The sequence below is a fragment of the Picosynechococcus sp. PCC 8807 genome, assembly GCF_001693295.1.
Taxonomy (GTDB): Bacteria; Cyanobacteriota; Cyanobacteriia; order Cyanobacteriales; family MRBY01; genus MRBY01.
This window is the reverse complement of record NZ_CP016483.1, coordinates 1,442,905-1,467,807: the sequence shown is the minus strand read 5'-3', so window position 1 is coordinate 1,467,807 and position 24,903 is coordinate 1,442,905. Positions and strand designations below refer to the sequence as shown.

21 protein-coding genes are annotated in these 24,903 nt (G+C 50.1%); 8 read left to right on the top strand and 13 right to left on the bottom strand.

The annotated features are described in order from the left end of the window. Positions 1-117: 117 nt before the first annotated feature. The 4 genes from AWQ24_RS07045 to ruvB all read right to left on the bottom strand — a co-directional run bounded on the left by AWQ24_RS07045 (position 118) and on the right by ruvB (position 3,801). The gene (locus AWQ24_RS07045; protein ID WP_012307012.1) at positions 118-330 is read right to left on the bottom strand and encodes a photosystem I reaction center subunit IV; all 213 of its coding nucleotides are present in this window, start codon (positions 328-330) and stop codon (positions 118-120) included. A 99-nt stretch (positions 331-429) separates the two neighbouring features. Beyond that, positions 430-1,047, bottom strand: a complete 618-nt coding sequence (locus AWQ24_RS07040; RefSeq protein ID WP_062433864.1) for a DUF6391 domain-containing protein — start codon at positions 1,045-1,047, stop codon at positions 430-432. A 62-nt stretch (positions 1,048-1,109) separates the two neighbouring features. Continuing rightward, on the bottom strand, positions 1,110-2,606 hold the full coding sequence (locus AWQ24_RS07035; protein ID WP_012307010.1) for a site-2 protease family protein: 1,497 nt from the start codon (positions 2,604-2,606) through the stop codon (positions 1,110-1,112). A 103-nt stretch (positions 2,607-2,709) separates the two neighbouring features. Further along, positions 2,710-3,801, bottom strand: coding sequence for a Holliday junction branch migration DNA helicase RuvB (gene ruvB, locus AWQ24_RS07030; RefSeq protein ID WP_065716376.1), 1,092 nt, complete (start codon positions 3,799-3,801; stop codon positions 2,710-2,712). 162 nt (positions 3,802-3,963) lie between these two features. Here ruvB and AWQ24_RS07025 point away from each other — a divergent pair, with 162 nt between their 5' ends. After that, on the top strand, positions 3,964-5,193 hold the full coding sequence (locus AWQ24_RS07025) for a sugar phosphate nucleotidyltransferase (RefSeq protein WP_012307008.1): 1,230 nt from the start codon (positions 3,964-3,966) through the stop codon (positions 5,191-5,193). On the opposite strand, the gene AWQ24_RS07020 is transcribed toward AWQ24_RS07025, so the two are convergent. After that, entirely contained in the window at positions 5,170-6,627 is a 1,458-nt protein-coding gene (locus tag AWQ24_RS07020; RefSeq protein WP_065716375.1) for an ankyrin repeat domain-containing protein, read from the bottom strand. The two genes, AWQ24_RS07025 and AWQ24_RS07020, sit on opposite strands and share 24 nt — an antisense overlap. 158 nt (positions 6,628-6,785) lie before the next feature. Between AWQ24_RS07020 and AWQ24_RS07015 the strand changes: the two genes are divergently transcribed. Continuing rightward, the gene (locus tag AWQ24_RS07015; protein WP_065716374.1) at positions 6,786-7,256 is read left to right on the top strand and encodes a DUF4079 domain-containing protein; all 471 of its coding nucleotides are present in this window, start codon (positions 6,786-6,788) and stop codon (positions 7,254-7,256) included. On the opposite strand, the gene AWQ24_RS07010 is transcribed toward AWQ24_RS07015, so the two are convergent. After that, complete coding sequence (locus AWQ24_RS07010) at positions 7,240-8,016, bottom strand: DUF1997 domain-containing protein (protein WP_143589351.1); 777 nt, start codon at positions 8,014-8,016, stop codon at positions 7,240-7,242. The two genes, AWQ24_RS07015 and AWQ24_RS07010, sit on opposite strands and share 17 nt — an antisense overlap. Positions 8,017-8,161: 145 nt before the next feature. On the opposite strand from AWQ24_RS07010, the gene AWQ24_RS07005 reads away from it, so the two are divergent. Then, positions 8,162-8,824: an SDR family oxidoreductase gene (locus AWQ24_RS07005; RefSeq protein WP_065710620.1), complete on the top strand. Its 663-nt coding sequence runs from the start codon at positions 8,162-8,164 to the stop codon at positions 8,822-8,824. Positions 8,825-8,970: 146 nt separating this feature from the next. Continuing rightward, positions 8,971-10,974 (top strand): DICT sensory domain-containing protein, encoded by a 2,004-nt coding sequence (locus AWQ24_RS07000; protein ID WP_065716373.1) that lies wholly within the window; start codon positions 8,971-8,973, stop codon positions 10,972-10,974. Positions 10,975-11,261: 287 nt separating this feature from the next. On the opposite strand, the gene AWQ24_RS06995 is transcribed toward AWQ24_RS07000, so the two are convergent. The 3 genes from AWQ24_RS06995 to AWQ24_RS06985 all read right to left on the bottom strand — a co-directional run bounded on the left by AWQ24_RS06995 (position 11,262) and on the right by AWQ24_RS06985 (position 16,699). After that, positions 11,262-11,843 carry a thioredoxin family protein gene (locus AWQ24_RS06995; protein ID WP_012307002.1) on the bottom strand — a complete coding sequence of 194 codons (582 nt, stop codon included), beginning with the start codon at positions 11,841-11,843 and terminating at the stop codon, positions 11,262-11,264. A 62-nt stretch (positions 11,844-11,905) separates the two neighbouring features. Then, positions 11,906-14,965: a PAS domain S-box protein gene (locus AWQ24_RS06990; protein WP_065716372.1), complete on the bottom strand. Its 3,060-nt coding sequence runs from the start codon at positions 14,963-14,965 to the stop codon at positions 11,906-11,908. 129 nt (positions 14,966-15,094) lie between these two features. Continuing rightward, entirely contained in the window at positions 15,095-16,699 is a 1,605-nt protein-coding gene (locus AWQ24_RS06985; RefSeq protein WP_198161536.1) for an iron ABC transporter permease, read from the bottom strand. Positions 16,700-16,883: 184 nt separating this feature from the next. Between AWQ24_RS06985 and AWQ24_RS06980 the strand changes: the two genes are divergently transcribed. Next, complete coding sequence (locus AWQ24_RS06980; protein ID WP_041443478.1) at positions 16,884-17,126, top strand: hypothetical protein; 243 nt, start codon at positions 16,884-16,886, stop codon at positions 17,124-17,126. Positions 17,127-17,141: 15 nt separating this feature from the next. Here the strand turns inward: AWQ24_RS06980 and AWQ24_RS06975 are convergent, their stop codons facing one another. Further along, complete coding sequence (locus AWQ24_RS06975) at positions 17,142-18,917, bottom strand: S8 family peptidase (RefSeq protein WP_065716370.1); 1,776 nt, start codon at positions 18,915-18,917, stop codon at positions 17,142-17,144. Positions 18,918-19,002: 85 nt separating this feature from the next. Next, positions 19,003-19,794, bottom strand: a complete 792-nt coding sequence (locus AWQ24_RS06970) for a YaaW family protein (RefSeq protein WP_065717327.1) — start codon at positions 19,792-19,794, stop codon at positions 19,003-19,005. Between the two features lie 106 nt (positions 19,795-19,900). Here AWQ24_RS06970 and AWQ24_RS06965 point away from each other — a divergent pair, with 106 nt between their 5' ends. Then, complete coding sequence (locus AWQ24_RS06965) at positions 19,901-20,875, top strand: NAD(P)/FAD-dependent oxidoreductase (protein ID WP_065716369.1); 975 nt, start codon at positions 19,901-19,903, stop codon at positions 20,873-20,875. 11 nt (positions 20,876-20,886) lie between these two features. Here AWQ24_RS06965 and hmpF (AWQ24_RS06960) read toward each other — a convergent pair whose 3' ends face one another. Continuing rightward, complete coding sequence (gene hmpF / locus AWQ24_RS06960) at positions 20,887-22,161, bottom strand: pilus motility taxis protein HmpF (protein ID WP_250637205.1); 1,275 nt, start codon at positions 22,159-22,161, stop codon at positions 20,887-20,889. Positions 22,162-22,193: 32 nt separating this feature from the next. Further along, the gene (hmpF, locus tag AWQ24_RS16615; RefSeq protein WP_250637204.1) at positions 22,194-22,580 is read right to left on the bottom strand and encodes a pilus motility taxis protein HmpF; all 387 of its coding nucleotides are present in this window, start codon (positions 22,578-22,580) and stop codon (positions 22,194-22,196) included. A gap of 469 nt (positions 22,581-23,049) precedes the next feature. On the opposite strand from hmpF (AWQ24_RS16615), the gene AWQ24_RS06955 reads away from it, so the two are divergent. Together AWQ24_RS06955 and AWQ24_RS06950 are read left to right on the top strand one after the other, a co-directional pair. Continuing rightward, positions 23,050-24,237 carry a response regulator gene (locus AWQ24_RS06955; protein ID WP_065716368.1) on the top strand — a complete coding sequence of 396 codons (1,188 nt, stop codon included), beginning with the start codon at positions 23,050-23,052 and terminating at the stop codon, positions 24,235-24,237. Between the two features lie 258 nt (positions 24,238-24,495). Further along, positions 24,496-24,891, top strand: coding sequence for a response regulator transcription factor (locus tag AWQ24_RS06950; RefSeq protein WP_012306993.1), 396 nt, complete (start codon positions 24,496-24,498; stop codon positions 24,889-24,891). Positions 24,892-24,903 lie beyond the last annotated feature (12 nt).

Below are 24,903 nucleotides of genomic sequence, written 5' to 3'. Positions count from 1 at the left end.
TCCCATTGTCCTTTAGGAATTTGAAGGGGCATATAAAAACACCGCCCCCGCAAAGAGACGATGTTGGTTGTGTGTTTAATATCAAAAATGGGTTTTTAAAAAGAGGGACAGAGGGGCTTAGCCGACGACTTCGAGTTCATGCTCAGCGAAGTTGTTGGTGTTTAGACCACCAGCACTACCGCTAAAGCCGTTGTAGTTGACTTTGTTAAAGCGAACAATGACGGGATAGATAATACCGCTTTTATCAATGCTTGCTACTGTGCCGACATCGCCGTACCAGTAGGATTCTTTCCGGAGAATTTTAACTTTGGATCCGCGTTCGATAGCCATGCTTATGTTCCTTTAAAGCGATTACTAAAGAGTGTAGTTAGACTTAGATAACAGCCTACTATCGGATAGGGGTTTTCAGGCACTTGAAGTGTTTAAGTTTTATTGCGCGTCCTGCCACCGTAATCGGACAAAATGGCTTGGATTTCCACTCTCGTCCGTGTTTTCTTGGATTTCTTCGAGGGCGAGATTGAAGGGAATCGCGGTGGTGATGTGCTGTTGGGCATATTTACCGAGATCAGGGGCGATCGCCCAGGCTGTGGCAGCAGCAGTCCCCATACCAAAGAGTTGGGTGAGGGGATCTTTGGGGAGCAACCAAGCGGCTCCACCAGCTAATCCTGCTGTTAGTAGTAGAGTGACAGAGATATTGGTGCCGCAGCGAGGATGAATCGCTAAATTCCATTCCCCAGACCGGAGGCGATCGCCGGCTGTACTGACCGCCCGGTAAAGATCGGTTTTATCCACGCCACCAAATAAATAAAACCCTTGCCCCGTGGACATTCCACTTAATTCCGCGTAGTGGTGACGCCAGGCCGTTGGGTAGCGTTCTGCCAATTCTGTAAGCACCCAGACCGTTCCATGTTCGAGGGCATGGGCCTGGCGAATAAAGAGCAGCTCCCTCAGACCGGGCACAAAATCCAATTGCGCGATTAAATTTTGATCTTGACTGGCCTGCGGTGAAAACCAGTCACCATCCCAGAAAAAATTATGCGCTGTCATTGCTGTTGTTATCCTTTACTGAAAAAATTTTGTCCATCAAAGCTTGAATTTTCCCCAAGAGGTTATGCGCCGATCCCCAATTGTCCCGCCAAGCTGGGACTCAAGGGAATTAAAGTCACCAGCATCAAAAATAAAGCGACTAATCCCAGGATCGCCCGGGTATCGTTAGGTTCCAATAGTTCATTGAGGCTGGGGCGTTCTGCTTCCCGTTGTAAAAAAATAATAATCAAAGCCCAGTAGAGGGGAATGGGGTTTGCTGGGTTAAACAAAGCCACTAGCCCCAATACCACGAGGGTAGCAATGGTAGTACGACGAGCTGTTTTACGGCCATAAATAGCCTGGATAATGCGGCCTCCGTCTAAACAACCTGCGGGGAGTAAATTTAACGCTGTAATCACAAGGCCCAACCAGCCCAGAATCGTCAAGGGATGAATCGCCACAATCGCTTGTTGCAACCCATCGCCTAGGAAAATGCGCGCCAGGGTACCCACCAACACTGAACCCTGGAAAAATTGACTGGGAACTTTAAATAAACTATCCGGGTTAGAGAGTCCGAACCCCCCCAAGAGGAGCAAAAGGGAAATTAGCCCCCCTGCCGCTGGGCCAGCAAAGGCAATGTCAAAGAGTGCTGTCCGGTTCGGGAGCAGGGATTCAAAGCGGGTAATCGCCCCAAAAGAAGCAATCTGCCAGTTGGGGAGGAAAAAAGGAATGCTGAGTTTGACATTATATTTTCGGCTCGTGACCCAGTGGCCTAGTTCGTGAACGCCCAAGATGAGCCACATCCCTAGGCTGAGGGGCAAGACCTCGGTATAACGCTGCCAATTGCTAAAGAAATCAAAGCCTTTAAGGACACCAATCGCTTCTAGGGTCGTCGCCAGGGTGGCAACAAGTAAGACTAAAGCGACATTTTTCTGGGCGAGACTCGTGGTTTTTGGGTCGTTACTGCTCGGTAAGATGACAATCACTGGTTTGCCTTCTGGGTCTTCGACTAAGAAAAGGCGGTATTTATCCCCCAGGCGATCGCCTAATTTTTCCGTCAGCTTTTGGTGGGCCTCTTCGGGTTCCCCCCGCAAATTTCCCTTGAAAATGGCCCCTTCTTGGTAGGGAATTGCTTCTGTGGCAAAAAATGTGTCAATGCCAAAAATACCTTTAATGGTTTGGAGATCCTCTGGATTAATGGGTTGAATTTCGGGTTCGGTCGCCAGATCTGCTGGGGCTTGTGTCGAGGATTCTGTGGCTTGAGTTTCAGTTTGGAGGCGTTCTAGGGCCTGTTTGCGAATCATCTCCCCCTGGCCTGCCTCTCGGCGTAGATTACCTAAATAGATATAGGCTCCCGCCGAAGCCACCAAAATCAGCACCACACCAATGAGATCCAGGCTCACCCCTAAAAGAATGCAACTCAATAGCACCAACCAGGGAACCGTAATCGCGAGGGATTGTCCCCAGGCCAATAACCCTAAGCGTCCCGCTTTTTGCGATCGCCGATAGCCCCACAAAACCGTACCCAAAGCCGCGAAAATAAGCAGTATTAATGCTGAGGTTGCCGGGGAAAAATCCATAATAAAGTTGCGTTGATCGTCCAAATTTCAAGTGTTTTCCCTATTTTAGAAGGATTTCTCCAGAAAGAAATTTCGAGGCCGCCACCCGCAAGACTCGTTAAAACTAGGGTAAAAAGTCGAGTTGGGTGCTTTGTTCCACCGGGATTAAACCGAGATGCTGTCTCGCTTTTGCGCTCACTATCCGTCCCCGGGGCGTGCGATTTAAAAAGCCAATTTGGAGTAAGTAAGGTTCGTAGACCTCTTCAATGGTCTTGCTGTCCTCACCAGTAGCCGCGGCGATCGCCTCTAAACCCACCGGGCCACCCCCAAAATGATTGAGCATGGTTTCTAGGATTAGACGATCTGTCCAGTCCAATCCCAAAGCATCAACGTTGTACAGATCCAAAGCCGTTGCCGCCACCGTTTGGGAAATTTCTCCATAGCCTTTGACCTGGGCATAATCCCGGATTCGCCGTAACAGACGGTTGGCAATGCGAGGCGTCCCCCGCGCCCGACGGGCAATCTCTAAAGCGCCCTCTGGGGTAATGGGCTGCTCAAGGATCAAGGCACTGCGATGGACGATGGCAATCAATTCATCGACCTCATAAAAACGTAACCGTTGAATCAAGCCAAAGCGATCGCGCAGGGGAGATGTTAATGCCCCCACTTTGGTTGTCGCGCCAATCAAAGTAAAAGGCTTCAGGGGAATACTACGGGTTCTGGCACTGACTCCTTTGCCAATGGTGACATCTAAGCGGCCATCTTCCATCGCTGGATAGAGCAATTCTTCGGCCATACGATTGAGACGGTGGATTTCATCGATAAACAAAATGTCGCCAGCCTCTAGGCCCACCAAGAGGCCACTAATATCACGGGGGCGTTCCAGGGCCGGGGCAGCGGTAATTTTACAGTTCACCCCCATTTCTGCGGCTAAAATCAAGGACATGGTTGTCTTCCCTAACCCAGGGGGGCCATACAGCAACATGTGATCGAGGGGTTCGCGGCGGGCTTTGGCAGCGGCGATCGCAATACCCAATACTTCCTTGAGATCCTTTTGACCTAGGTAATCTCTCAGGCGTTGGGGACGAATGCGATCCTCATTGGCCGATTGTTCCTGGTCTTCGGGCAGGGCTTGACTCGTGGTGAGGGCATCTCTACCCAAAGCCGGATCACGTTTAGGCGGGAGACCATGGCCTTGGTTGCGTTTAATCGCCATTGCTGTAGACAGAAAACAACTGTCACTCCATCCTAAACTGAATCTTTTGGGAAATGCGGGCATTTAGGGAAAGGAACACCTTTCGGTAAAATAAAGACCAATCTTCCGAGGCTTTGCGCCATTTAGCCTGAAAACAGTCATTGTTCGAGGACAATACCATTCATGAAAGCCATGATTCTGGCAGCGGGTAAAGGAACCAGGGTTCGTCCGATTACCTACACCATCCCCAAGCCTCTCATCCCAATTTTGCAAAAACCCGTGATGGAATTTTTGCTGGATCTGCTCGCCCAACATGGCTTTGATCAGATTATGGTGAATGTGAGCCATCTCGCCCACGAAATTGAAGGCTACTTTAAGGATGGTCAACGCTACGGGGTACATCTGGCCTATTCCTTTGAAGGTAGTATCCAAGACGGAGAATTACAGGGGGCTGCCCTCGGTTCCGCCGGGGGGTTGCGGAAGATCCAAGATTTTCATCCATTTTTTGACGATACTTTTGTGGTGCTTTGTGGTGATGCTCTGATTGATCTAGACCTCACCGCAGCGGTGCGATGGCATCGCGAAAAGGGGGCGATCGCCACCGTAATCACCAAATCTGTCCCCAAAGAAGCGGTCTCTAGCTATGGCGTTGTGGTCACAGATGATGAAGACCGGATTCTCAGTTTCCAAGAAAAGCCCAGCGTTACCGAAGCTCTCAGCACGAAAATTAATACCGGGATCTATATTTTTGAGCCGGAAGTAATCGATTTTATTCCCCCCAACTGCGAATTCGACATTGGTGGTCAACTGTTTCCAAAGCTTGTGGCGGCCAATGCACCTTTTTACGCCCTAGATATGGACTTTGAGTGGGTAGATATTGGCAAAGTCCCTGACTATTGGCAGGCGATTCAGAGCGTGCTCCAGGGCAAGATCAAAAATGTGCCCATTCCCGGCATCGAAGTCAAACCAGGAGTTTATACAGGCCTGAATGTGGCCGTCAACTGGGATAAAGTCGAGATCCAAGGCCCTGTCTACATTGGCGGCATGACCCGCATTGAAGATGGGGCAAAAATTATTGGCCCGACCATGATTGGCCCCAGCTGTTGGATTTGTGCAGGCGCGACCGTTGAAAGTAGTGTAATTTTTGAATATTCCCGCTTGGGCTCAGGGGTACGCCTCAAAGATAAATTGGTCTTTGGGCGCTACTGTGTTGATAAAACGGGGGCAACCATTGATCTGCAAAAAGCAGCCCTGGACTGGTGGATTACGGATGTACGCCATGCGCATCCCCCCACGGCACCGGTGAAAAATCCCCATGTGGTCGAATCCTTGGAAATTGAAGAATTTTTAAATAGCTCTGGCCTAGCGGAGGACTGTCCCCAATCGCCATCATCTCGCCCCAGCAGCCTTTAAGAGCTTCACAACGGTCTTACATTGGTTAAACTGGGCAATTTTAAGGGCTGTGTCGCCCCGTTTGTTTTGGGCATTGAGATCTAAATCTGGACACCGTTCGAGGAGCAACTGAACAACGGCATGGTGATCCCGGTGGGCTGCCCACATTAAGGCTGTGGCTTGGTGTTTATCTTTGATATTGGCATCGGCTCCCGCCTTTAACAGCACTTCAATGACTGCTTGATAACCGCGATCGCCCGCTTCCATCAGGAGGGTTTTGCCGTTGGGGAGACGTTCATCAGGATTAGCTCCCCTCGCGAGGAAAAGTTCGAGGAGTTCCAGCTTGCCTTGGTTGAAGGCGATCAGGAGCGCATTTTCTCCTTCGTTTTGGTAGTGGAGGTCTGCACCTTGGTCGAGAAGAAGTTGGGCGATCGCCCTTTGCCCCTGGTAGGCAGCAACCAGGAGGGGGGTATCACCTTGGTGGTTGGCTAGGTTCACCGCAGCATTTTGGCGGAGTAAATATTCGACAATATCGTAGTGGCCTTCGAGGGTTGCTAAATGGAGAGTTGTGTCGCCTGCTGCATCGGTGCTATTGGGATTTAATTGATGCTTAAGCAAATATTGCACCAAGGCGAGATTGCCAGCAGCCCCCGCAAGAGGCAAAATATCCGGCTGAGTCAGGGTTGCCCCGGCCTGAACCAGACGTTGTGTGAGGGGCAAATTCCCCTGTTCGACGGCAAAAATAAGGGCCGTATCCCCATCGAGATCCGTGGCATTGACCGCCGCCCCAGCAGCCAACAGCATATCAACGACCTCATCGTAACCCGCAATAACTGCGTGCATGAGGGGGGTCTTCCCGTCACTACTGGGGAGATTCACATTTAACCCGGCCTTGAGTAGAACTTCTAAACTGGCGATCGCCCGCTCCGACACGGCCACCGTCATTGCCCCTAGGCCTTGGTAAGGGTTAGCCCGCTGGGCCAGGAGTATCTGCACCACCACCGGGTGTTGCCCTTGAATCGCTAAATTGAGCGCCGTATCCCCATCAAAATCTTCGTGGTTAATCTTTGCCCCGGCCTTCAACAAAATTTCTACGGTGGCGATCGCCCCCCGATAGGCCGCCACCATCAGCGCGGTACTGCCGTCTTCATTAGTTGCGTTAGGATTCGCGCCTGCCCCAATCAAAAAATGTAGGACTGCCGTTTGTCCTGCCGCCGCCGCCACCATCAGCGCCGTGAGGCCATATTTTCCTCGTAATTCTAAATCTGCGCCGTGGGTGAGGCAGAGTTTAACGAGATCCAAAGCCCCAACTTGGCAGGCATACATCAAAGGACTTGTGCGATCGCAATCCAAAATATTGACTGATACCCCCTGGGTGAGCAAGGCGGCCACTCGATCCACATTTTGGGCGCGAATTGCCTGAAATAACTGGGCGCGGTCCACGGGGGCTGTCATCGCGAAACATACAATAAAGGTTAATTTCTATTGTAGAAGTATCCCGGATCGATCCTGTCCCAAGCCGTCCCAGATTCTAGTTGATAATTTCCATTTGCCAGGGGAATCGGTTAAGTTTTATAAAGATTTCAGCATCCTGAACGAAGGAGAAAGCACCCATGAGTTTTGAAATTCCAGAGTCCGTCAAAGTCTGGTCCCAGTTTGGTCACCCCATTATGATGTGGGTCTTGTTTGGGCTTTGTATTTATGCGATGTACCTCGGCATTCAGATCCGTCGCATCCGGAGTGCCGATAAAGAAGTCCGCAAAGAATTGGTAAAAAAACAATTTAACTTCAAGCACCACCAGGTGGGTTCGGCCCTGCTGGCATTTATGGTTTTGGGCACCATTGGCGGGATGGCCGTCACCTACATCAACAACGGGAAATTATTCGTTGGCCCCCACCTCCTTGTCGGTTTAGGAATGACCGGTTTAATTGCAACCTCGGCTTCTTTGGTGCCTTTTATGCAACGGGGCAACGACTTGGCGCGGGTAACCCACATTGGCTTGAATACGTTGTTGGTGGCTCTGTTTGGTTGGCAGGCCGTGAGTGGTATGGATATTGTGACGAAAATTATTGGCCGTCTGTAGGTAGCGTCCAGGCAAAATTTTCGGGGGGGACAGGGGCACTGTCCTCTTTTTTGTGGGTTTCTGGATTGTCTTCGGGGGGACGAATGACGGTACAACCCCGGCCACTCTTGAGGGGTAAGGGGAGATTGAAACAGTCGTGGAAGTCTTGCTGGACTTTTGTGGTGAGGCGCGGCGAAACCTGGGAAACAATGGTCGCGAGGAGGCGATCGCCTGTGGTTTTCAATAGACCCTGGGGCAACTTGTAGATAAACCGGGGAAACTGAACCAGCACCTGTAAATGCAGCTCCCAATTCACCTGGGTAATCACCGGCGGCATCGGGCGATCGCCGAGTAGTTTGCGTGCCTGGGCATCGTTGGCAAGTACCTGTTCCCAGGGGAGATGGTCGAGGCACATCAACGCATCATAATCAATGGCATAGCCCTGGGATTGGGCCTCAGGGAGGGGCACATTGTACATTCTGTAGGCATTTTCAACGGGGGGATCAAAAACCACCGCCAGTTTTGGTTCTACTTCATAGCCAAAATTGCCAAACTTGCCCACCGTCAGAATATAGCCATTCTCGGTGAGGGGTTCTACCTGCATCGGTTTTGCACAACGGTGGAACCAACCGCCATGGCGATCTAGGTACGCCGCGACTTCCTCTAGGGGCGCGTACATTTGCATGATCCCTCGATAGTGGGTCTCAAAATGCATCGGTGGCGTTTCGGGGTTACCGTCACCAAAGGCCGTGAATAGACGAGACGATTCCGCAGGGTTCATAGCAGCAAAAGACAAGAAATAAACTTGTTGTACCTAAAATCATGCCCGCTTTTCTGTAAAGTTGCACCCCAAGACCGAGGAATTCAGGGTAATAATTGTAAATCGAAGGCAAATTTCCGCCAGCGATTTTAGGAGGTTAACGAGGATGAAAGTTTTAGTGGTCGGGGCGACGGGGGAAACGGGACGGCGCGTTGTCGAAACCCTAATCGCCCAAAATATCCCGGTGCGGGCCATGGTACGGGATCTCAACAAAGGCAAAGAAATTTTGCCCTCAGACGCGGAATTGGTCGTTGGCGATCTCCTCGATAAAAAATCCCTCCCAGGGGCGATCGCCGACTGTGACCACATCATTTGTGCCGCTGCGGCTCGACCCAGTTTGAACCCTGCCGCATTTTTTCAAGTGGATTATGTCGGCACCAAATCGCTGATCGATGCTGCCGTGGCCCAGGGAGTTAAGCAATTTGTCCTCGTCACGTCCCTTTGTGTATCTAAATTTTTCCATCCGTTGAATCTATTTGGTCTGGTGCTGTTCTGGAAAAAACAAACCGAGGCTTACCTCATCAACAGTTCCCTCAATTACACGATTGTCCGTCCCGGTGGCTTGAATGCCGAAGCCGCAGCGCCCCTGGTACTCGCCCAAGCCGATACCCTGTTTGAAGGACGAATTCCCCGGCAGCAGGTGGCAGAATTATGCGTGGCTGCCCTTGATCATCCCCAGGCAAACCGACAAATTATTGAAGCGATTACGGATAGTGACCGTGAGCCTCAGCCGATCCCTGACCTGATTCGTGCCTTGGGCTCTGCGTAATGGCGATCGCCTCGTCACCATTCATTCAGTTGCCAAATCCCCTAGAAAAATTGATCAATATTGGGTGATCAAGGATAATCTAGGGAATTCCTCTGGTCCATCGTTCGTAGAAGGCGACTATTCCTTTCGGGAAAAAGCATTTCTTAATGAGTATTCAAACCTCGGTTGTCAAACAATTATTTGAAGCCGTTCCCCATGGGCGATCGCAACTCTATTTCAAATCTTCCCTAACGGCACTCTCCCACGCGATGGAAGATCAAGTCCTTGCAGGTCAAGATTCCCCCTTGGTGATCGCCAGCTTCCAGCAAGAAAGATACTACCGCCAGGAAGCAACCCGTTATCGTCGCATTGCCGATAAATCCCAACAGGTTTACGTCCTCGCGGCCCCAGAAACAGAATTTGAAAACGCTTCTGACACCTACGAGCGCATTGCCTTTACGCCAGATGATGCCCTAAGCGAAGAGTGGCACCTAGTGGTGATTGGGGAGAATTTTGCCAGTTGTCTCCTCTGCCGAGAAAAACACAACAATTCTGAAAAGGGAGATCACTTCGCCGATAATGCCCGTCGTTTTGAAGGTATTTGGACCGAAGACCGCAACATTACCGAAAAAGCAGCGGAAATCCTCCTCGATCGCATTGCCCAATATCGCCCGGAGCTCCAGGAAAAAGTTCAAGCGGCCAAGGAAACCTACCTCCAAAATGGTCACCAAGATCTAACAGAACATCAGCCTAATTCCACCGCCGATCCCTTTGTACAGCGCTTGGTGAACTATCTCCAGGCGGGTCAATACAAAATCCTCAAAGCCAACCGCTCCCTAGCGAATAAAGAACAAAAGGAGCGTTTAATTAATACGGTCACAGCGGCCATTCGGCGATCGCTCGACACCGAAGACATCTTGCAATTGGCCGTCGAAAAATTGGGAGAAGGTCTCGGAGTCTGTCGCTGCATTATTTACCGTTGCAAAGAGTCGGACGAACAAGCCCAGATCCAGCATGAATTTCTCCATGGGGATCAAATTTCTGTAAAAGGTCGCAATTGGCCCCTGAAGGATAATCCCCTCTTTCAAAAAGTTGTCTCCCTGGGGGAAGCCCTCGGCATTGATAATACCGAGCAAGATCCAGACTTTATCAAAGACCAGCTAGAAACCCTCACCCAAACCTGTTCCATTGTCTCCTGGCTACTGGTGCCGGTACTCTACCAAGGGCGACTGATCGGCATGATCGAGTTACATCACTGCCACCCAGAGGCAATCCACTGGCGACAGGAAGATATTGCCCTTGTCGGGGCGATCGCCATCCAAGTAGGTGTGGCCCTAATTCAGGCCGAAGCCTACAACAACCTCGAAGAACTCAACGAACAATTGGCGGCCCTTGACCGTACCCGTTCTAACCTTGTGGCGATCACAGGCCATGAACTCCGGACACCTTTATCGACGATTCAAGTCTGCCTAGAAAGCCTTGCCAATGAGCCGGATATGCCGGAGGAACTGCGCCAGGTGATGCTAGATACCGCCCTCCAGGATGCAGAACGTCTGCGCACCCTCGTCCAGGATTTTCTGACCCTGTCCCAGCTCGAAAGTGGTCGGGTGGAGTGGAATATTGAACCCCTGATGCTCTATGAATGTGTGGAGCTGGCCATGAGCCACGTGCGGGCCAAACGTTATCAAAGTGGCGGTCAACCCCTGCCCCAACTGATCAATCAGGTTTCACCCGATTTGCCCCTCGTCCAAGCTGACGGAGAATGGCTCGTGGAGGTCATCGCCAAGTTGCTGGACAATGCCTGTAAATTTAGCGATGCCAAGCAGGGTCAAGTGGCGATCGCCATCACCGCCGAAGATCCCCATAAACTCACCGTGAGCATTATCGATAATGGCCGGGGCATTGAACCTAAACGCCTCGAAACCGTCTTTGATCGCTTTTACCAAGAAGAAGGGGCATTGCGACGGAGCGCTGGCGGCACTGGCTTAGGATTAGCGATTTGTCGCCAGATTGTCACCGCCTGGGGGGGAGCGATCTGGGCAGAATCCGAAGGCAAAAATCAGGGGAGTCAATTTTCCTTTACGGTGCCGGTCTTTGAAGAACCCAGCCCACCGAAAACGAACCAGACCAGCAAAACAAAAACGAAAACGAAGCGTTCCCGGCGTCGCTAACAAACGCTCACAAAACTGAGCAATTCACCTTAAGCTTTGTGAATATTCCCAACTAAATATCAGCATGGGCCTACAGAGGACTAAGGGCGCAGGACAATAAAGATAGAGGGACACCACAGAATCCACAGACTCCCTATCTGAGCGAGAGATCCCTAAGTGAAGTCCCAAGGAGGCTTTATGTTAAGCACCTATTTATTTCCAGATGGCACCCTGTACATTTTAGTAAAACTGCTTGTCCTGGCCCTCGTCATTTTGCTATGGCTGACGGTCAAGTCGTCCCCTGTGGTTTAGCCAAAATAACTGGGGGCATTGCCTGGTTTCCATTTGATATTGCAACCAAGGCTAGGCTTTTGGTTCGGATCAGGGGTTTCTTTTGCCAAAACAGCGGCGATCGCCTGGCGAAGATCAGCTCCCGTCACGGGCTTGTCATTACCGGGGCGGGCGTCGTCCAATTGGCCCCGATAGACCAGCTTTAAGTCCTGGTCGAAAAGGAAAAAATCAGGGGTACAGGCCGCTTGATAACTTTTGGCGATCGCCTGGGACTCATCATAGAGAATCGGAAAATTTAATTGGAGTGCTGCCGCCATTTCCTTGAGCTTTTCTGGGCCATCATCCGGATAATTCTCTGCATCATTGGCACTAATGGCGACAATGCCTAGATCCTGGGGGACGAAATCTACTCCCAACCGGGCTAGCTCATCCTGGACATGGATCACAAACGGACAGTGGCGACACATAAAAATCACGAGCAAACCCGCTTTCCCCCGGAAATCTCCAAGGCTAACGGTTTTTCCGGTGGTGACATCCGGTAGGGCAAAATCAGGAGCCGGAGCACCCAGGGGAAGCATGGTGGATTCAGTGCGAGCCATAAAAAATTACCTCAATAATTGTGTGTAAGTTGCTGGGACTGACGCAAACCATCAAAATCAATTTAGCGATCGCCTTCATAAACCCAAGTGAGATGAAGATGGGTCTGAAGCATCTCCAATAAATTTGAAAAATCCAGTGGTTTTTCTAAAAAAGCATCAAAATCCGAATTTATATTATGCCAACCATGATCCAAAACATCCCCGGACATGGCGAAGATAGGGATTGTCCTAAATTTTTCGAGCTGACGAATCTGGTGGGCCATGGCTTGACCGTCCATCCGAGGCATCACCATCTCTGAAATGATGAGATCCACTGGATGGGCTTCTGCCACCATCAAACCATCTTTTCCGTTTTCGGCTTCGAGAATCTTAAAACCCAAAGGCATCAAGAAGTGTTTAATCACAGAACGATTAACCCAACGGCTATCCACAATCAGAATGGTCTGCCGACGGCCCACATAACCAATAATTTGTAGGTGATCACGGGTCGCTTGATCATCAGCAACGAGGGGAGGACTAACGAGCACCTCCGATAGCTCTAGGTCAAAGGAAAAACAACTCCCTTTGTTCGGATAACTTGTTAACTGGAGTTCACCCCCCATCATCGCCACTAATTTTTGGCTGATCGCTAATCCTAAACCTGTACCGTGGGGACGACTGCGGCGATCGCCTACCTGCTCGAAGGGTAAAAAAATTTTCTGATGGTTTTCGGGGTCAATACCGCAGCCTGTATCCCGAACCGCGAAGTGTACTCTGTGCCAATGGTGCTTAGGAGATTTGGGGGGAGTCTGCGGGGGCTGGTTTAATTGAACGTCTAAAACAACGCTTCCCTGGTGGGTAAATTTAATCGCATTGCCCAATAGATTCAGCAACACTTGCCGGAGACGTTGATCATCGACCAGTAAATAATCGGGAATATCTGGATCAATATCGTAATTAAGGAGGAGTTGTTTTTCTGTGGCCTTGATCTGACAGGTTTGGATAATATCCAGAATAAAGTAATGGAATTGTACCGCCGTTGGAATTAGTTCTAGGCGTTGGGCTTCAATTTTAGAAAAGTCAAGCACATCAGCAATCAAACTCAAGAGATGATGGCCGCATTGTTCAATGATTTTGAGGCTGCTTTTTTGCTCTGTACTCAAGGATTCATCAAACATCAAAATTTGCGTATAGCCCAAAATGCCATTTAAGGGTGTGCGCAGTTCGTGGCTCATATTGGCAAGAAACAGACTTTTTGCCCGGTTTGCTTCTTCGGCTTGTTTTTTGGCGGCTTGGAGGGCGACTTCATTGGCCTTGCGGTCCGTAACATCCATCGCCATGGTGATTTGCAATTTACGTCCATCGGGCAAGGTTCCAAGGGGAGCACTACTAAAATCCCAAATACGTTGGTCGCCGCCTTTGATCAGGATGGCGTATTCACCGTCATGGGTGGAATTTTGGATCTCATAAACTTTCTCGATCCCCTGTAGAGCCGTCAGATATCCTTCACCGTAAGCCTTCGCTGCCCAGGCTTCGATTGTGGGTATTTCAGTGATGCTGTAGCCTGTCAACTCTGTCCAAGTGCGATTGAGTTGCAAAATTTCACCATCACTGGCGTAGAGCAGAATTGGAAAGGGCGCGTCTTGAATTGCCCTGTAGAGGCGTTTTTCACTTTCGCTGAGGGCGGCGTTGGCTTGTTTTTGTTGGGTGATGTCTTGGACAAAGATGAAAAATCGGCTTTGATCGGCGCTGAGGTCAGTGGTCAAACTTAGTTGCATCTCAAGGATTTGGCCTTTGTGATGTCGCCACTGTTGATGAAGCTTGAGTTTGCGGCGATCGCCCCATTCTGTGAGCAGTTGTGCGGGATCGAGGTCGTCGGTAATGAGCAGATCAAAAATTGAGCGTTGCAGCAATTCATCGCAGTCATAGCCTGTCATTTCACCCAGGGCCACGTTAACTTCGAGAAAATAGCCCCGATCATCTAAAACAGCATAACCATCAATGGCAGTTTCAATGGCCGTTAAATAACGGGAAGCACTAGCGGCACGGATCTGTGCTTTTTCGATTTCTGCTTCCCTGGCGATCGCCTCTAACTTAAAGCGATGTAACCGCAGCATTTGGTAGCCCACCCAAAAAACAACCCCGATCAGTAAGCCCGATAGACCACTAATGGCGATCGCCAACTGACGAAAAGGGGCATTAGCCTCCCGGAGATTGACCTTATAAATCACAATCCAAGGGGCTTGGGTCGTTTCAAAGGAAGCCCCCACAACAGGAATATCCCGGTAATCAGTGCCCCGCACCAAACGCCGAGACTGCAAAATTGCTTGGGTTGCGAGGAGAGAATCTTGATCCAGGGAACGACTTAACCGTAATGGTGGATCACTGGCAAACCGTAGGGGATTGAGGTAACGAATATTATTGCCTTCACGACGCACCAATAAAGTTTCAGCGGTGGTACTAGCATTGGCCGCTCGGTCTAACAGACTATATAAAAAATTCTGGGGATCTTTTTCTAAATATGCCGCCCCAATAAAATTATTTTGCTCATCATAGATGTAGGCTAAAACACCATAAACGGGCAAGTCTTGATTATTGACTTTTAGGAGATTCAAGTCGATCAAGCGCACTTCTCCCCCAAGACTGGTTTGGTGATCTGCCTCCCTAAAAACTGTATTAATTTCCTGGGGTAAGGGATTTTGCACCCCCGTTTGCCAAACAGTTTGTCCCTGGCGGTTAAAAAAAACGATGCGTCGGTAATCGTAACTGGTTTGCACATCGAGGGCCAATTGGGTTAAATTCGCCTGTTGCTGTTGGACGATGGCGGAATTCGGCTCATTCGTCGCAAAGGCTTTGAGAGCATTAATGGTCGTGGGCCTTGAGGCAAGCACCCGGGCATCGCCTTTGCGTTCTAATAACCATTGATCAATTTGGGTCGCCTGGAGTTTAGCCACTCCCAAGAGATTGTCCTGTAGATCGAGTAACAGTTTTTCACTGAACCAACGAAAGCTAACAATACCACCAGCAACGACACCAACAACGGCGATCGCCAACCCCCAAGATAAATACCGGACATTGAAGCGCGCTTTGTACGGACTTTGATGTGACTGGGAATTCGGCAGCTTGGGGGAATCCTTGAACATTTGTCTGGGAAGCCGACTAGGATAACGATGATTTTTGTAATGAATAAAATCAATCTTCTAGAAGTCACCTTACCCATTCTCACCCAGCTATTAAAGATTTGTAGCGAATTTCTTACATTTGTTATCCATTCACTCGTTGCGGACGTGGGCAATGCGCCAACTGAGAAAAATCACCGGAATCAAGCCCACCGCCAAAATCGCCAGGGCGGGCACGGAAGCTTCAACTAACCGTTCATCGGAAGCGTATTGATAAACCTTCACGGCCAGGGTATCGAAGTTGAAGGGACGAATCACCAGGGTCGCCGGGAGTTCCTTCATCACATCCACAAACACCAACATCGCAGCGGTTAACAAACCACTCCACATCAGGGGAGTATGCACACTCACCAGGGTACGAATCGGGGTATAACCGAGGCTGCGGGAAGCGTCGTCTAGGGTAGGCTTAATTTTGCCGAGGCTCGTTTCGACGGCCCCAAAGGACACTGCCAGAAAGCGCACCAAATAGGCAAAAACCAAGGCGGTAATGGTGCCACTCAGGAGTAAACCCGTGGAGATATTGAACTGAGCTTGGAAAAAATTGGCGATCGCATTGTCGAGTTTCCCCATGGGAATCAGAATCCCCACCGCAATTACCGAGCCGGGAATGGCATAACCCAGGGAAGCAATCCGCACACCCAAGGCCATCCAGAGGCTGTGATTCAATCGTTGACCGTAGGCCAAAATCAAGGCGATCGCCACCGCTAAAATTGCCGTCACACTCGCTAAGACGAAACTATGCTGGGCAAACTCCCAGAACTGTGTCCGAAACCGCGCCTGGGGACGATTAAAGGCCATTTCCAAAAGAGTACCGACAGGCACAACAAACCCAAAAAAAACCGGAATCCCACAGGTCATCGTGGCGACCCCAGCCCGCCACCCCCGCAACTCATAGGCCTGGGGTTTGTCGTAGTTATTACTGGTTTGGTAATACTGGGCTTGGTGCCGTGACCATTTTTCGAGAACCAGTAGCCCCGCAATAAACAGCATCAATACCGCCGCAAGTTGCGCTGCTGCCTGGGGTGCCCCCAACCCAAACCAAGTGCGATAGATCCCCGTGGTGAAGGTTTCGACGCCAAAATATTGCACGGTGCCAAAATCATTCAAGGTTTCCATCAGAGCCAGGGCCAGACCCGCCGTAATCGCTGGCCGAGCTAAGGGTAAGGCGATCGCCCAAAAACTTTTCCAGGGGCCGCAGCCCAAAGCGCGACTCGCCTCTAGGGTTGTGACCGACTGCTCTAAAAAAGCCACCCGTGCCAGCAGGTAAACATAGGGGTAGAGCACCAAGATCAACATAATGATTGCCCCCCCCAGAGACCGAACCTCCGGAAACCAATAATCCTGGGCCGATTGCCAACCGAATATCAGTCGCAAAAACCGCTGCACCCAGCCGAAGTAGTCCAAAATATCCGTGTAAATATAAGCCAACAGGTAAGCCGGAGCGGCAAGGGGCAAGAGTAACAATACCTCCCAAAAACTTTGGCCCCGAAAGCGACACATCGTCACCAACCAAGCCGTGGCCACCCCGACAACTGTGACCCCCACGCCGACCCCAAGCATCAACCATAGGGAATTGAACACATAACGCCCCAGCACCGTGTCGACCAGGTGACGCCAAATCTCGCCAGAATCCGTGAAAACGCTCCCCAATACAGAAAAAATCGGTAGGGCAATCAAAGCGGCGATCGCCAGAGTCATCGGAGTCCAAAAATTAAGCTGTAAACGTTTCAAGGGATTCACAATCAGGAGAGGTACTAAAATCCCATTGTGGAGTGAAGGGGAAAACTAATGCAACTCATTTGCACCAAAGGCCACCCCGTCGGGACGATAAAATAGGCAACATTAATCGCTATTGCCCACAGCAAACCCCAAGCCATTAGTTATGAATCAACCCAACTTCCTCACCCCAGAAGAATCCCTCGATGTCGACGCCGCCCTCTTAAGTAGTCCAGAGAAATTTCTCGCTCGTCTGACCATTTCTTCCCAACGGTTACTGGGGATCATTGCCCAAGATCTCGACTGCCCCATCGAAAACCTGAGCCACAAAGAAATTATCCAGTGGTTTGAAAAGGACGCCAAAACACGCCAGGAAGAAGGCCCAGAAGCGGCTGTTTTAAAATGGTAAATTTTGACAGATTTCTTAATTACTGGTTTTTAACGGTTCCGTCAGCATTAATTTCGCTAGGGCCACACACAGGAGTCCGTTAATCCCTAAAAATACCTGGGCTAAAATACCCGATCCCAAACCCCAAACTGTCGGTGCGGCGATCGCACTAACCCAGAGACAACTCGCCACCCCCAAACAGAGACCAACCCCAAAGCGTTTTCCCCCTTCCGTACCAGCAAACAGGAGCAACACCCCAAAGGGAATTAACACACTAGCAAACAGCGGATTTAAAGCAGGATTTCCGTTGATGGCATTGCCCAATTCTGGGAGAGAACTGCCCAGAAGCCGAAAAGAGGCCTGGGGCAAATCAAAAATATAAATGCCCTTGAGGAAAAAGAACCCCGAACTGCCAAAAACCAAGCCACTACTGAGGGGCCAACCCCACCCAAAGGGGAAGTAGTTCCGCAGCAGAAAAGCGAGAAGATAGGAACCCAAAACCATCGCTAACTTCGGTAAAAGAGCTACTGTCCCCCCATCAATCCAGAAACGAGGATTCAGATATCCATTATCCCGGAGCCAGCGGAAGAAATCTTTGACGGTGATTTTGCCTTTAAGAGCTTCTGCTACTGCTTGTCCCGCATTGAGATACCCGGCACCGTAGTGGTTTAAAGGATCTTCGGTCACCTTGTGGGCCGATTGGGTTAAGACCTGTAAAACTTCGGCTGGTTTAGTCACACCAGTCGCTTTCACCATGGCCGCCACGCCAGCCACATGGGGCGCTGCCATACTGGTGCCTTTGTAGTCGATAAATTCTGGTTTGCCTGTTTTTGGGTTAAGGATTTCCTGGAGAATGCCTCCCGCTTCACTGCCTCCAGGAGCCGCAAGATCAATTCCCGCCCCGTAATTGGAATAGGGCGCTTTTTTGCCAGCCGCATCGGTGGCCGCAACGCCGATCACCTTGGGATATCGAGCTGGATAGGCAGCAGCATTTTTGTTGGCATTCCCCGCAGCGGCAATGATCACCACGTCTTTGCGATAGGCATAGTCAATTGCTTCTTGCATCAACTGGCTCGCACCAGCACCCCCAAGGCTGAGGTTAATCACATCGGCCCCTTGATCGGTGGCAAAACGGATTCCCTCGGCGATGTCAGCGACGGTTCCCCCACCATTAGCGGCAAGGACTTTAATGGGCATAATCTTCGCTTTATAGGCAATGCCCGCAACACCGTAGTTATTGTTTGTCGACTGGGCAATTGTCCCGGCAACGTGGGTACCATGGCCCACATCATCTAAAGCTTCCGGGCGATCGCCCACGAAATCGTAGCCCCCAACAAAGGCGGTTTGTTCTAAATCTGGCACAGGGCTAACCCCAGTATCGATAACCGCCACGGTGATCCCTTCCCCTTGGGTTTCTGACCAGGCAGCTTCGACATTAATGCTGCGTAAATTCCATTGCTTTGGGTAATCTGGGTCGTTTGGTACCCCATAGGCCCGGTAAATGTAGTTGGGCTCGATGTATTCCGTTGCTTTTTTGATTGGATCAGATTGGCGCAACCACTGGAGCATTTCTCGCTTGCCCTCGATAACGTAGATCTGGTCAGCGGCGGAAAATTCACTATTGAGCCGGGGGATGACGTTGAATTGTTGGGCGATCGCCTTTAACTGTGCCTCAACGACACTGGTTTCTACGGTTTCGCGAAAATCCAAGATTAAAGAGTTATATTCCCCTTGGGTCGCCAAGCTCGGCGATCGCCAAAGGCCAAATCCAAGACCAATACAGAACAGCAGCAAAATTAAAAATTTACGCATGGGGAAGTTTTGCCAAATCTATTGCCCCAGCCTAGCTCAAACTTCTGTGAAAACGGGCCAATGTAACAGAGTTAAACCAGGGGTTTTAAGCAACAACCAGGGGTTCTCTAGTGAGGCGAATTTGGGCCAAGGTGACAATCATCGGGATAATACGCCCGTAATTAGTGGCGATCGCCCGCCAACCGAGATCGACAAGAAACCAACTCCACAAGGCCGGGACAACAGCCCCCAACACGCTACGGGTGAGGCCATAACGCAGGGCAGTTTGGGTCAACATCAAAGAACCCAGACGAGTTGTGGTTGTTTTTAGGGCTTGGCCCGTCGCAAAATGTAGCGCCAACTGTCGGGCAACCTGCTTCATTAAAAATGATTTCAGCACACTACTAATCACCAAGGTGCTACTGCCTTTAAGGAAAATTCTCAGGGGGTTATGTTGGAGTTGGACGGGCAAAGCTTCCGGTAAATCCGTTTGGGCCAGCGATCGCCTCACTCGATCAATCAGAGCGCGTTGTTCTTTTTGGGGGAGTTTATCCCAAGCGCGGCTGGTCAAGGCGAGGAAAATTTCTGCTTCAAGCTCAATGGTATCCAGGGCAGTCCCACAGGGAATATCGAGGAATTCTCCTACCTGGAACAGGATCTGGCGGTAGGTGAGGGCTTTGGTTTGGCGACGGAGCACCGTGACCCCATCGGCGGCTAGAAAACGGAAGCGGGTTTCGATGTGCTGAATTTGGCGATCGCGGTCTTGACTACGAATGGCGCTGGGTTGGGGCGTTTGCCAATAGTCGAGGGGATTAAATTTACGGCTAAAGAGCAGTTGAGTGAGGTGGTGCAGTTCCTCATCCGTTGCTAATTCCAGGGCTGTCCGTAGTTCATCCACAGCAAACATCATCTCCACGCTTGATGCTGCCTATTGTAATCTAGCTTTTCCCTGGTCAACTTTTTACAATGGGGCGCGGACAGAGAACGTCAGGAAATGTGATCAAATGTTGGATGTGGCGATTATTGGGGCAGGCTTAGCGGGGATTCATTGTGGCCGAAAAATTAAACAGGCAGGCCAACAGGTCGCACTTTTCGATAAATCCCGTGGTGTGGGTGGTCGCCTCGCAACCAGACGGATTGCAGCACAGCCCCTCGACCATGGTTTACCCTACTGGGAGGTTTTAGGAGCCCATACAGCAGCTTTAACGGAAACTTTAGTTGCAGCCGATCTTTTAAAACCCTGGTCGGTGGCAACGACCAATCGCCTTGATCCAGAGATTTGGCAAACCCTTGCGGGGGAACAACGGTGGATGGTGCCAGCGGGAATGACGGCGATCGCCAAATATTTAGCCCAGGATTTAACGATTCATCGGAGTCAACGTCTGATCCATCTCGAAGAACGTTCAGGTTATTGGCGACTGACCTTTGAGCAAGGGGAAACAGTCCGCGCGAGGCAGGTGGTTTTGGCGTTGCCTCTACCCCAGGTGATCACACTCACTTATTCTTTTATTACCGTGCGCGATCGCCTTGCGAAAATTTTCTATGCGCCGGCCCTCTCTCTAATGGTCGGTTATAACCAGTTTGATTGGAGATTTCCCTGGCAAGCGCTCCGCCTCACCCAACATCCCCGATGGCGCACGATTAGCTACGAAGGCCAAAAGCGATCGCCCGAAAACTTCACCCTAGTCTGTCAAACGACGGGAAATTTTGCCCAAAATTATTTAGAGACAGCGGATCTAACCCCCGTCGCCACCACGCTATTGGATGAATTGAAAAATCTTCTTACCTTACCGACACCCCAATGGTGGCAAATCCAGCGTTGGCGCTATGCTCTCCCTGCAACGAACTATGGCCAAGCCTACCATCGTTTTGCCACGGATTCTCCCCTGATCGCCTGTGGAGATTGGTGTTTAGGGAATGGTATCGAAGGGGCGATCGCCTCTGGGCTAGCCGTGGGTGATGCGCTTTTATCAGCGTAAATTCTATAAGTTTATGGGGAGTGAGTCGCCTCAGTCATGGTTTGTTCGAGTTCCTGGGCGAGCTGTTGCTGTTGTTCGTTAACCTTTAGGAACTGGTGAATTAGATTTTCCAGGGTGCGTAGGGACTGGATAATTTGTTCTAAAGCGTCCTTGAGGGGGAGCAACTCTTCCTGATAGAGCTGAATTTTTCCCTGTAATTGCGCCTGTTCCCGCTGTTTGGCTTCGTATTCGGCTTGTTTTTGCTCTAGATCCTTTTGTTGTTGCGTTAACTCCCGTTCCTGGGGCATGAGGATATTTTCAAGCTGCTGAATCGTGTGGTGCATCGCCTCAATTTCGGCTTCAAGCTTCTGCTTTTGGGCTTCATCTTCCCCTTGGTAATCTTCGAGGTAGGCGATCGCCGGACTCAGATCAATATTTTGCTCTACTTCTACTTCAATAATTCCCTGGCGGCGTTTGAGAATGCGTAAATGCTGTTGTAATGCCCCTTGACGTTCCCGGAGGGTGCGTCGCTGACCCACTAAAGTCTGGTTGAGCATCCCTAATTTTTCTTCTTCGTCCCTGAGTTCTTCTTCGAGCTCTTGGAGTTCCATCACGTTGTCTGGTTCAACTGTCGCCAAAGACGCTTTAATTTCTCCTACCGCCTCATGTTGGAGGGTGAGTTCTTCTTCCTGGTCATTGACAAAGCGAACTAGCTTATCCAAATCGTCCCGCAATTTCTCGACAGTGGTTTCGAGTTCTCCGAGGGGCATGGCTTCGATCGCCGCTAAATCTACCCCATAGTGCTCGATGCCCCCCATTCCGGCAGCGAGATTATTGAGCAAATCCTGCATATCTTCTTGGCGTTGACGTGACGTAGCCAATTGGTTGAGGTGGCTTTGTTTAGCCTGTAGAAGTTGCCGTTGGATCTGGAGCTGGGTTTTGGCGTTTTCTAGAGCTTGACGTCTCTCTTCAACGTTGGTGGTTTCGGTCTGGACTTGGGTGGCGATCGCCGCGAGTTGGGTCTCTAGTTCCTGAAGCTGTTGGGGATATTGCGCGAAGGTTTGAAAAAGTTCTTCCTGTTGCGTGAGTTCGTCGAGCAACTCATTTAGTTGGGTGCGTACTTCATCCGTGGGGGCATTATTACTTTGGCACTGGACGAGAATTTGCTGAATTTTTGTGGCGATCGCCGGGCTTAATCCCTGTCCATCGGTTTCTTCCTGGAGATTGGCTAGCCGTTGTTGCTCTCCCCGAAGCTGCTGCCAAGCACCCTCTAATTCTGCTTGCTTACGGGCAAATTCTGCTTTAATTTCGTCGGCCTCGGCCTTAAGTTTTTCAAAGGCTAGTTTTTCGTCTTGGAGCTTTTGCTTTGCAGCTCGGCTTCGGTTTCTTCAATTTGGTCAAGGCGACTATTCATTTCCTCCTGGCGACGATTGAGTTCATCGGCTTGGTAGGTCAGGGACTGCCGCCATTGTTCAATTTCTTCCTCTTGGGATTTGGATTTGTCCATGAGGCGAGAAAAGTTCTGGAGCACCGTCAAAAGGCGGTTTGTGGCGATTTCGGGGGAGCCTTGAATCGTCCGATTATTGCCAAGATTGACGACCACGAGGGTTCCGTCATTGAAATTACTCAATTCATCGGCAGGGACTAATTCTTCCCCAGGCACCGTGCTCCAACTGCGATCATTACGTTCACAGGCAAGCAATTTGATTTCGGTCTTGCTTCCCATGAATCCTTTCGTTTTTTTGACCTCTGCAAGGTATAGCACGTGAATGTATTCCCCCTGAAACTGCTAGTGCCTGAGCGAAGTGGTGATGAGTCATGGATAGAGTGTAGTGCGTAGGTGACCTAACTTTAAAGCCTTAGGCGATCGCCATTGGTTGGGACTGACCGGAGGACTGCCATCACGAAACATTTTTAGGATTACCCATGGTCAAGGGGGCACTTACGACTGGAGTTGACTCACCTTCAATGATTTTAGAAGATCATTGTACTGGCTTAATCTTCTTGGCTAGGAGTGTAATTTTTCGTGATTTTCTGACATAGCAACGAACGACTTGTCTTACCCTAAAGGGAAAATGATAGGCCAGTTAGTCTTGATACTTGTCCACGACAGTGAATTGCGCCTGGGATTAGTTAAGCTTTAAATCCAAGGGCGATCGCCCTGTTCCCATGATCCCAATGATCCCCAAAAAAGTATGCAAGGGAATCTCAATGAAATTGATCTCCGTAGTATTTTGCAGCTCCTTGAGCTGGGACAACGGACTGGGCAATTGTGGATCGAAGCTCGACCATCGGGGGCCGTTGATGATTTGAGTTGGCAGTTTCCACAAGCGCCGCGTTTCCAACACTCACTGCCTTTGTCCACCTGGTTAGTCTTTTTTGTGAATGGTCAAATTGTCTACGGGACTGATGACTATTCTCCCCAGATGCACCGTTTGCAGGATTACCTTGTCCATTACCATCTCACCCACAAGCTAGGGGATCTTGATCGGGGGGCGATCGCCGAAACTACAATTCCTGAATATGCAGCCCTATGGCGACTTTTAGAAACCCAAACAATTACCGTTGATCAGGCGCGGCATATCCTTCAGGCAATGGTGCAAGAAACTTTGTTTGATCTCCTGAGTCTCCACCAGGGTCACTTTAATTTTCAGTTGGGGACTCCCTTTGGGCCACAGCTAAGCACCTATGCAGTGACTTCATTGCTGTTCGAGACGGTTAAAAAAGTCCAAAAATGGAAGCAACTCTATCCCCAGATTCAATTTCCCCAACAACGTTTACTGCTGGCCCAACCCGAAAAACTTGCCGCCGCGCTACCGGCGATCGCCTACCAAAAATTAGCCCAGTGGACTACTGGAGAAACAACCCTCCGCCAACTGGCCCGTTACCTCAATCGTGACCTCGTTGCCCTTGCGAGAGCCTTGCTTCCCTATATCCAAAAAGGTTGGCTCCAAGTTCTAGATCCTCTCCCTCCCCAAAGTTTGTCACGTCCCAGTGAAATGTCGTCTCATCAAACCTGGCGAATTCTTTGCATTGATGATGACTTCACCATCGGTAAAGCCGTAGAGCAAATCCTTAGCACCCAGGGATATCAAGTGCACCTCGTCCAAAATCCCCTAGAGGCAATTCAAGCGGCCTTTGCTGAGGTGCCCCACTTAATTCTCTGTGATATCGCCATGCCTCACCTAGATGGCCATGAAATTTGTATGATGCTGCGTCACAGTAAGCGATTTCAAAACGTTCCTATCATTATGCTGACGGGACAAGAGCAGTTTATTAACCGAATTCAGGCAGATTTTGCTGGGGCAACGGATTATTTAACAAAACCCTTCGGCCAGCAGGAGTTGTTAACCCTGCTAGAAAAATATCTCCCAAACCATTAGCCAGTGCAGATCTCCCCAGGCGATCGCCCCCGGAGTGAAAAAACAAGCTATGATGGCGATGGCCTAACCCTTAGTCCCCATCGCACCCTTGCTGAATACCAAGATTCACGGCAATTCCCCAGAAATTTTTCAAGAAATAAACATTTTGTAATCCCCCTCCCTGATAAATTAAAGTCTGTCCGTCCCAGGGCATGTTTTTGACAATGTTGATGCTACGGTGATTATTACGCCGGTGATTTTATTGCTAGGACATTTGTAATGAGTAGAATTTTGGTTGTTGAGGATAGCCTCTCTCAACGGGAAATGATTTCAGAATTACTGAAAGGCAACGGCTTGACAGTGGATGTTGCCGGTGATGGTCTTGAGGCGTTAGAAACCCTCAGTCAAATGGCTAAAAATGCGGCTGAAACCCTGCCCAACTTAATTGTGCTCGACATTGTTATGCCACGGATGAACGGTTACGAACTCTGTCGTCGCCTCAAATCCGACCCAAAAATTCAAAATATCCCCATTGTGATGTGCTCTTCAAAGGGGGAAGAATTTGACCGGTACTGGGGCATGAAGCAGGGAGCCGATGCTTATATCGCGAAACCCTTTCAGCCAGCGGAGTTAATTGGCACCATCAAGCAACTCCTACGCAGCAATAAAAAGTAAGTTAAGCCCTGG